The organism is Corynebacterium sp. HMSC058E07 (assembly GCF_001809885.1).
Classification (GTDB): Bacteria; Actinomycetota; Actinomycetes; order Mycobacteriales; family Mycobacteriaceae; genus Corynebacterium; species Corynebacterium macclintockiae.
The window spans coordinates 493-9,056 of record NZ_KV799289.1 but is presented as its reverse complement, the minus strand read 5'-3'; the positions used below and the strand labels follow the sequence as shown (position 1 = coordinate 9,056).

The following is an 8,564-nucleotide window of genomic DNA, read 5'->3' as shown; positions in this document are numbered from 1 at the left end:
CTCCATGTCCAAAAACCCTATGGACATAACAGTACTAGCCAAAGCCATCAGCTAGCAACTAGATGATGCGGCCAGAGCGGCCCTTGTAGTCGCGGTAGTTCTTGCGACCTGCGTGAATGCACGCAGAGCCCGCAACAACAGAAACCACGGAAATTACTACACCGGTGATCAGGTACATCATGGCGTTGTCCTGAGTACCGGACATGTTGGTAGCCAGACCGAACACGATGGTGCCCAGACCCGGCATCAGCAGCAGCCAGAAGCCCATGCCGATCCAAGTGAGGGAGCGCTGCAGCGAAGAGTGCGGCGCATCAAAGCTGGACGGCTGGTAGCCATCAACGTAGTAACGCTCCATGTGCAGGTTCTCACTGAGTGCCATGGTTCTCTCCTACTTTCTGAAACTTGTCTTGGAGTTGATCTTAGTCATCCTTGCCGCGGAAAGCGGCACGGGTGCGTTCCTTTGTGATAGCTGCCACAGCCGTCAGCGGGATACCCGCCGGGCAAACGTCAGCACACTCGCCGTACAGCGAGCAAGGACCGAAGGTACCCTCGACCTCGTCAACCATGTTGCGAGCACGCTTGCCGCGCTCCTCGCGTCCCAGCGGAGACAGCGTCAGGTGAACCAGCTTCGCACCGGTGAACAGGTGGGCTGCACCATTCGGGCAAGCAGCAACACATGCACCGCAGCCGATGCAGGCTGCGTGATCCAGAGCCTTCTCCGCGTCGGAGTGGTTGACCAACAGAGAGTCGGCATCCGGGGCGGTGCCGGCCATGACGGACACGAAGCCACCCTTTTCCATCACGCGATCCAGTGCGGAACGGTCGACGACCATGTCCTTGATCACCGGGTACGCAGCAGAGCGCAGCGGCTCCAGCTTGATGGTATCGCCGTCGTTGAAAGACAGCAGGCGCTGCTGGCAGGCCGGCTTGTTCTTGTCCGGACCGTGCGGACGGTCGTTGACCATCAGGCCACAGGTACCGCAGATGCCCTCGCGGCAGTCGGAAGCGAAGGCGAAGGGCTCCTTGCCCGCTTCAACGTACTTGTTGTTTACGTGGTCGAGCAGCTCCAGGATGGACATCTGCTCTGCAGCGTCGTCAACGTCAACAGACTCGAAGTGGCCTTCGGCATTCGGGCCCGCCTGACGCCAGATTTCAAGATGCAGTTTCATTACTTGTAATTCCTTGTCATCAGCGGGATACGGTCGAAGTACAGGGGCTCAGAGTGGCGGATGAACTTGTTCTCGCCATTCGGCTCCCAGGCGGAGACGAAGCACCAGTTGTCATCGTCACGCTCTGCCTCGCCGTCTTCGGACAGGTGGTCATCGCGGTAGTGGGCACCACAGGACTCGTCGCGGTCCAGAGCGTCCACGCACATCAGCTCGCCCAGATCCAGGTAGTCGGCAACGCGGGTTGCGTACTCCAGGGTCTGGTTCATCTCCTCGGTACCGCCCGGGATGTGGACGTTGGCCCAGAAGTCCTTGCGCAGTGCGCGGATCTTCTCGATGCCGTCCTTCATGTCCTTCACATTGCGGGACACGCCGCAGGAGAAGTACAGGATCTCGCCCAGCTGGCGGTGGTAGTACTCCGGACCGTGCGGGTTGTCGCCCTTGATGGTGGTCAGACGCTCGATGCGATCCTTTGCACGCTGCAGAGCCTCCTGCGCAGCCGGGGAATCGGCGGCCGGGATTTCCTCACCCAGGTGCGGTGCCAGGTAGTTCGGGATGGTGAACGGCAAGGTGAACCAGCCCTCCACGGAGGAGGACAGCAGGGAGTTAGCACCCAGGCGGTTCGCGCCGTGGTACATCCAGGAGGACTCACCGGAGCAGAACAGACCGTCGATGGACGTCATCTCGTTGAAGTCGGTCCACAGGCCACCCATGGTGTAGTGGCAGGTCGGGGCGATGCGCATCGGGGTCTCGTAGGCGGACTCGCCGATGGCCTCTTCGTACATCTGAATCAGGTTCGAGTAGCGCTCGCGGATCGTGTCCTTGCCCAGGCGCTGGATAGCGTCGCCCAGATCCAGGTACACGGAGTTCTTCATCGGACCCACGCCGTAGCCAGCGTTAATCTGCTGAGCGTTGGCGCGGGAAGCGATGTCACGCGGAACCAGGTTGCCGAAGGCCGGGTAGCGGCGCTCCAAGAAGTAGTCGCGCTCGTCCTCCGGGATGTCGTTCGGCTTGCGGTCGTCACCCTTCTTCTTCGGGGTCCAGATGCGGCCGTCGTTACGCAGCGACTCGGACATCAGGATCGTCTTGGACTGCCAGGTGGAGTTCACCGGCAGGCCCGTCGGGTGGAACTGCACGAAGGACGGAGACGCCATGTAGGCACCCAGCTCGTAGGCGCGCATGATGGCCGAGGCGTTGGAGTTCTTGGCCAGCGTGGACATGTGGTACACGTTGCCGTAACCGCCGGTGGCCAGCACGGTTGCGTGGCCGGTGTGAGCCTTCAGCTCGCCGGTCAGCAGGTTGCGCATGATCACGCCTTCACAGCGGCCGTCCTTGACGATCAGGTCAACGAGGTCGTTGTGGGTGAAGATCTCCACGTGGCCAGCGCCGATCTGACGGTACAGCGCGGAGGTGGTGGCCAGCTGCAGCTGCTGACCCGTTTGGCCACGGGTGTAGTACGTACGGGAGACCTGAACGCCACCGAAGGAACGGGTTGCCAGGGTGCCGCCGTACTCGCGGGAGAACGGTGCGCCAACAGCGTTCATGTGGTCGATGACCTTCGGGGACTCCATAGCCAGTCGCCAGCAGTCGTTCTCGCGGCAGCGGTAGTCGCCACCCTTAACGGTGTCCTTGGCGTGCAGGTAGGTGGAGTCGTTATCCAGCTTCTTACCGCGGGAGGAGTTCACACCGCCCTGCGCAGCGATGGAGTGCGCGCGACGCGGGGAGTCGTGGTAGGTGAACACCTTCACGTCGTAGCCCAGCTCGCCCAGTGCGGCAGCTGCGGCGCCACCGGCCAGGCCGGTACCGACGATGAGGATGCGGAACTTGTTGCGGTTCAGCGGAGACACCATGCCAAAGTGCTCCTTGGCGTACTGCCACTGCTTGTCCTGGCTCACCACGTGGGGTGCGTTGTCCTTCAGGACCTTACCGACGGTCACGCCCTCGACGACGGATTCCGGAGCCGTGAAAGCGGCGACGGCCTTGTCGTAGTCGAAGTCCGCGGTCTGATTGTGCGGGTGGTTAGTTACTTCGCTCATTTAACTCTCTTCTCCTTGAAACCAGACTCGCCGTTAATGCCCAACCGGGACGAAGGAGGCCTGATCAACCAGCCCAAACATCACAGCCAGCGGGATGGAGATGTTGCCGATCATCACGATCGCAGGCAGCAGGTAGGCGATCCACAGCATGACCTTGCGGGTGCGGTGGCCGGTGATGCCCAGGTCCGAGGTGGCAGTCCAGATGCCGTGGGACAGGTGCATGAACAGGATCAGCATCGCCAGGATGTAGAAGATGGCCACAGCCGGGCGCTCGAAGGATGCGACCAGGTTCTGGAAGGCAGCGTGTGCGCCATCAACCGGACCCTGGAAGTCGTCGGAGGCGACGGGCTTTACACCCATCGTCAGGTCCAGGATGTGGAAGATAATGAACAGCAGCAGCACGATGCCGGTGACGATCATGCTGCGGGCGGTAAAGGTGTTCCAGCTGCTGACCATGCCCTTGCGGCGGTAGCGGCCACGGGACTGGTGAGCACGGCCGGTCAACGCGAATGCGCACCACACGTGCAGGATCAGGGAAACCAGCAGCACGATTCGAGCAACCCACAGGAAGGACTCGTGCGGCAGCAGCGGGTAGCCGAATTCACGCAGGAAGTCGGCGTAGGTGTTGAAGGATTCGGCCCCCATGTAAACCTTCAGGTTTCCAACCATGTGAACCAGGACGAACAGCGCGAAGATGATGCCCGTGATGGCCATCGTCAGCTTCATCGCCCACGAAGGGAAGCCTGGCTTCTCGCGCAGGCTCGAAGTTCTCAGTTTTCCGTGAGCGATTGCCTCACGGTCATCATACTTAACAGTCATGGCACCTCCAGTGTCATAGACACTGTATGTGCTAAAGCCCCCCTCGGACTACTTGTGTACCTGCATGTTCCCGGTTCTACACCCCGTTATGGGGTACGCCATTTCCGCAATACAAACCTTGCAAAAATACAGCTAACGGTACAGCCGTACTGTTAAATATGTGATGAGAGGCCGTCAACCCTCGGCGTCACACTGGTCACACGGTTTTCGCGGCGCTCTTTGTCGCTTTCTTATTGACGCCACCCTCCCCACCCCTGCCGCTCACTACCTACCTCGCAGGGGTTACGGGGGTAACGACACACGCTGGCGGTGGGCGTCAATAAAGATATATTTTTATAACCGTACCCGGTGGTCCGGAGCGACGGGCGACGCATCGCCATCTTCACCGTCGGCGCGATGCTCGCTGAGCAGCGTCGGCCCCTTTACAATGACGGGCTCGTGGCCGACGACGACCTCCTCGCCCATGACCCAGATCGGGCCGACCTTGCGGTCGCCCTCCTCCAGCACCAGCTCTACCTCGCCGGGGCGGACCTCCACGCGCAGGCGCTCGCCGTACAGGGTGATGTGGTACGTCAGGGACTCCCACTCGTCCGGCAGGCGCGGGTCGATGGTGAACTGCCCGTAGAAATCGCGGAAGCCGCCGAAGCCGTTGGTCAGCGCCGTCCACGCGCCGCCACACGAGGCGATGTGCACGCCATCCGAGGCGTTGTGGTGCAGGTCGCCCATGTCCACGAACAGGCCGCGGTAGAAGAACTCCTCGGCCTTCTCCTTATAGCCGAGCTCCGCGGCGATGATGGACTGCACGACGGCCGAGAGGGTGGAATCGCCCGTGGTCAGAATGTCGTAGTAGTTGTAGTCCGCGCGCTTGACCTCGGTGGAGAAGCGCTGCCCCTGCAGGAATAGCGCCAGCACCACGTCGGCCTGCTTCAAGATCTGGTAGCGGTAGATCGTCAGCGGGTGGTAGTGCAGCAGCAACGGGCGCTTCGGTCCGACCTCCGGGTCGTCCAGGTCCCAGATGCGGCGGTGCAGGAACTGGTCGTCCTGCGGGTTGACCTTCAGTTCCTCGTTGTAAGGGATGTACATGCAGTCGGCAGCCTTGCGCCACAGGTCGACCTCGGCCTCCGTGACGTGCTTCAGGTGCTGCAAGTTGCGGTATTCCTCCGGGCGCTCTTCCTCCATTTGGCGCACCACGGCCGCCGCGACCTCCAGGTTGTACTGGGCCATGACGTTTGTGTACAGGTTGTTGTTCACCACGGTCGTGTACTCGTCCGGGCCGGTCACGGAGTGAATCTCGAACTTGTCCTGATTGCTGTTGAAGAAGCCGATGGACATCCAGAACCGTGCGGTCTCCACCAGCAGGCTGATTCCCTGCTGTAGCAGGAACTCCGTGTCGCCGGTCGCGTAAACGTACTTCATCAGCGAAAACGCAATGTCGGCATCGATGTGGTACTGCGCCGTACCCGCCGCGTAGTAGGCCGAGGATTCCTGGCCATTGATGGTGCGCCACGGGAACAGGGCGCCGTCGTGCGAAAGCTCCAGCGCACGCTGCTTGGCCGCGGGCAACATGTCGTAGCGGAAGCGCAGGGCGTTCCGAGCCAGGTTGGGGTTGGTGTAGCACAGGAACGGCATCACATAGATCTCCGTATCCCAGAAGTAGTGGCCGCCGTAGCCGGATCCGGTCATGCCCTTTGCCGGCACACCGTTGGTCTCCGCGCGGGCGGAAGCTTGGATCAGCTGGAAGATATTCCAGCGCACCGCCTGCTGCAGCGCAGGCTGGCCGGCGATGCGCACGTCGGAGCGCTCCCAGAAGCGGGCCAGCCACTCGGCCTGGTTATCCATCAGGTTGCTAAAGCCCACCTGCTTCGCGCGGTTGATGGTGCGCGCGCAACGGAATGCGAGCTCCTGCGGGGCGACGTGGCGGGAGGAGTGGTACGCCGTGAATTTCTCCAGGCGCATCTTCATTCCCTTCTTGCCGTTCAGGTGGTACGTCACGCGGGCGACGTCCTCTTCCACCTCCGTGGAGACCTCCACGCCGGTGTCCACGCCCGTGTCCGTCTCATCCGAGGGGTTGTCGATGTCCAAGATGTGGTCCATGGAGACTGTCACGGTCATGCCCGAGTGGTTGATCTGGTAACCCAGCGTGGCACGTTCCGGCTCGGTGCTGGACTGGTACTTCGGGATGAACACGCGGTCCTGGAACTGCTCGCCCTTGCGCGGGTCGAAGCCTTCCTCGCCCGCCACGCGGGCGTTGTTATCCGGGAACTCGCCCTGGCCGTCCTCGCGGTTCAGCAGCTGGGAGGAGACCACAACGGCGGCCGGCGCGTCCAGCAGCTCGACTTCCAGGGACTGCAGCGCCAGATGGCGCTCCTGGAAACTCACCATGCGCTCGGAGGTCACGCGCACGTGCTTGCCGCCCGGAGTGCGCCAGACCAGGCTGCGACGAAGCACGCCCTCGCGGAAGTCCAGGCTGCGGTTGTATTCCATGACCTCCGCGTTGCCCAGACGCAACGGCTCGTCGTCGATGTACAGTCGCATAGCCTTCGCATCCGGTACCGAGACGATACTCTGCCCCGTGCGCGCCAAGCCGTAGGCATCCTCCGCGTGCTCGATGTCCCAGGTTTCGTGCACGCCGTTGATGAACGTGCCGTGAGTGTGGGAATCGCGCCCTTCCTCTGGGTTGCCGCGCAGCCCCAGGTAGCCGTTGGACAGCGCGAACAGGGTCTCGGATACTCCCAGGTCCATGGAGTTCGGGCGGGTTTCAATCAGAGCCCATTCGTCAACCGGGTTGTTGTCGCGGTCCACAGACTCCAAAGGATTCACCGCACTGTGTTTCATGTCCGCGCGGAAGCCCTCCGCGCGCAAGTCGCCGCCGTCGATCGGGCGCTTGTACCCCGGCTCCGCTCCCTCTCGGCGGGTTGCCAGGAAGTCCTTCAGCCGCTGGTCGGCAGGACTGCGCTTGGTCTGTCGTTGGGCGTTGATCCCCATAGTGTTTCCGGTCTCCCCGAGTCGTTCTGTGCTTTTCCAGCTGTTCGTTCGTCTAAAAATCCTGCGGCCAGCCTCCTGGCCGCACGCTCTAACCCAGCAGGTCCGCCAGGTCATCGACCACGATGTCCGCGCCGTGCTCATGCAGCGCCTCCGCCCCGGCCCCGCGATCCACGCCGATGACCAGCCCAAACTTTCCGGCCTTACCGCTGGCCACGCCACTGGTGGCATCCTCCACCACCACAGCATTCTCCGCACTGGCGCCGAGCTGCTGCGCGCCATACAGGTACGTATCTGGTGCGGGCTTACCCGGCAGATTCTTTTCGGACGCCACCTTCCCATCGACTACAACCTCAAACCGATCGAGCAGCCCCGCCGCCTTGAGCACCGGGCGGGCGTTCTTCGAGGAGGAGACGATAGCGATCTGCGGCGACTTCTCCCCCGCTGCGGCGCGGTCCCGGATGGCATCCAGCAACTGCACGGAGCCCTCGTAGGCCTGCACGCCTTCCTCCACCAACTTCAGGAAGTCCTCGTTCTTGCGAGCCCCCAGACCGTGAATCGTGTCCTGATCCGCACTATCGTCCGCATTACCCTCTGGAACCTCAATACCACGGCTAGCCAGCAGGGCGGCCACGCCCTCGTCGCGACGGCGGCCGTCCAGGTAGTCGAAGTAATCCTGTTCGGTGTAGGGCTTGGCACCCTTGGCCTCCAGGAAAGCACTGAACATCCGTGCCCACGCCTGGCGGTGGAGCTCTGCGGTCGGGGTGATCACGCCGTCGAGGTCGAAAAGTACGGCGTCAAAATCAAAGAGAGATCGGGCGGGCGGGGTGCCAAAGGTGGTGACGGACAAAGTCGGGCTCCTTCCGGGGCGACTTGGTGCATGTGTGTTCGTACGTGCGTGTTCGTGTGCCCACCAGTCTAACCAGGGGAAGGACAACTGTCCGTGCAAGAAAGCTGCACGGAAGTGGGCATAGGAAAACCGCCGGGTGAGGCGGGCTCACACCGGCGGTTAGATCCGTATCGCTTTAGGCGATGCCGTTTTTAGCCTTGAACTCCAACCGACGGGCGTGCAGGATCGGCTCGGTGTAACCAGCCGGCTGCTCCAGACCCTTAAACACCAGATCCTTCGCAGCCTGGAAAGCCACAGACTCATCAAAGTTCGGCGCCATGTTCCGGTAGTTCGCATCACCAGCGTTCTGCTCATCCACCTTCGCAGCCATACGCTGCAAAGACTCCAGAACCTGCTCCTCGTTCACCACACCATGCTTCAGCCAGTTAGCCAAGTGCTGCGAGTTAATACGGCAAGTAGCGCGATCCTCCATCAGATCGATGTCGTGGATATCCGGAATCTTAGAGCAACCCACACCCTGCTCCACCCAGCGAACCACATAACCCAGGATGGACTGGGAGTTGTTATCAATTTCCTCGGCGATCTCCTCAGCAGACCAATCAGCAGACTCCGCCACCGGGATAGTCAGAATGTCGCCCAGGGTCTCACGACGCCCCTCGGTACGCAGCTTGTCCTGTACCTCGAAGACATCCACCTCGTGGTAGTGGGTTG

The 8,564-nt window shown here is 61.8% G+C and carries 6 protein-coding genes and 1 pseudogene; all 7 read right to left on the bottom strand.

Features of this window, described 5'->3' with window-relative positions; translation table 11 throughout:
• Nucleotides 1–58: 58 nt before the first annotated feature.
• Entirely contained in the window at nucleotides 59–379 is a 321-nt protein-coding gene (locus tag HMPREF2678_RS09855) for a hypothetical protein (RefSeq protein ID WP_034972540.1), read from the bottom strand.
• A 40-nt stretch (nucleotides 380–419) separates the two neighbouring features.
• A complete protein-coding gene (locus HMPREF2678_RS09850; protein WP_034971002.1) occupies nucleotides 420–1,169 on the bottom strand; it encodes a succinate dehydrogenase/fumarate reductase iron-sulfur subunit in 750 nt (249 codons plus the stop codon).
• Entirely contained in the window at nucleotides 1,169–3,202 is a 2,034-nt protein-coding gene (locus tag HMPREF2678_RS09845) for a fumarate reductase/succinate dehydrogenase flavoprotein subunit (RefSeq protein WP_034971001.1), read from the bottom strand. Before HMPREF2678_RS09845 ends, HMPREF2678_RS09850 begins: the two co-directional genes overlap by 1 nt.
• A 33-nt stretch (nucleotides 3,203–3,235) precedes the next feature.
• Nucleotides 3,236–4,021, bottom strand: a complete 786-nt coding sequence (locus tag HMPREF2678_RS09840; RefSeq protein ID WP_034971000.1) for a succinate dehydrogenase cytochrome b subunit — start codon at nucleotides 4,019–4,021, stop codon at nucleotides 3,236–3,238.
• A gap of 333 nt (nucleotides 4,022–4,354) precedes the next feature.
• Nucleotides 4,355–7,006: a glycoside hydrolase family 65 protein gene (locus tag HMPREF2678_RS09835; RefSeq protein WP_070552257.1), complete on the bottom strand. Its 2,652-nt coding sequence runs from the start codon at nucleotides 7,004–7,006 to the stop codon at nucleotides 4,355–4,357.
• Between the two features lie 88 nt (nucleotides 7,007–7,094).
• Nucleotides 7,095–7,853 (bottom strand): HAD family hydrolase, encoded by a 759-nt coding sequence (locus HMPREF2678_RS09830; RefSeq protein ID WP_070552255.1) that lies wholly within the window; start codon nucleotides 7,851–7,853, stop codon nucleotides 7,095–7,097.
• A 175-nt stretch (nucleotides 7,854–8,028) separates the two neighbouring features.
• Nucleotides 8,029–8,564, bottom strand: a pseudogene (locus tag HMPREF2678_RS09825) (malate synthase G); the annotation flags it as partial.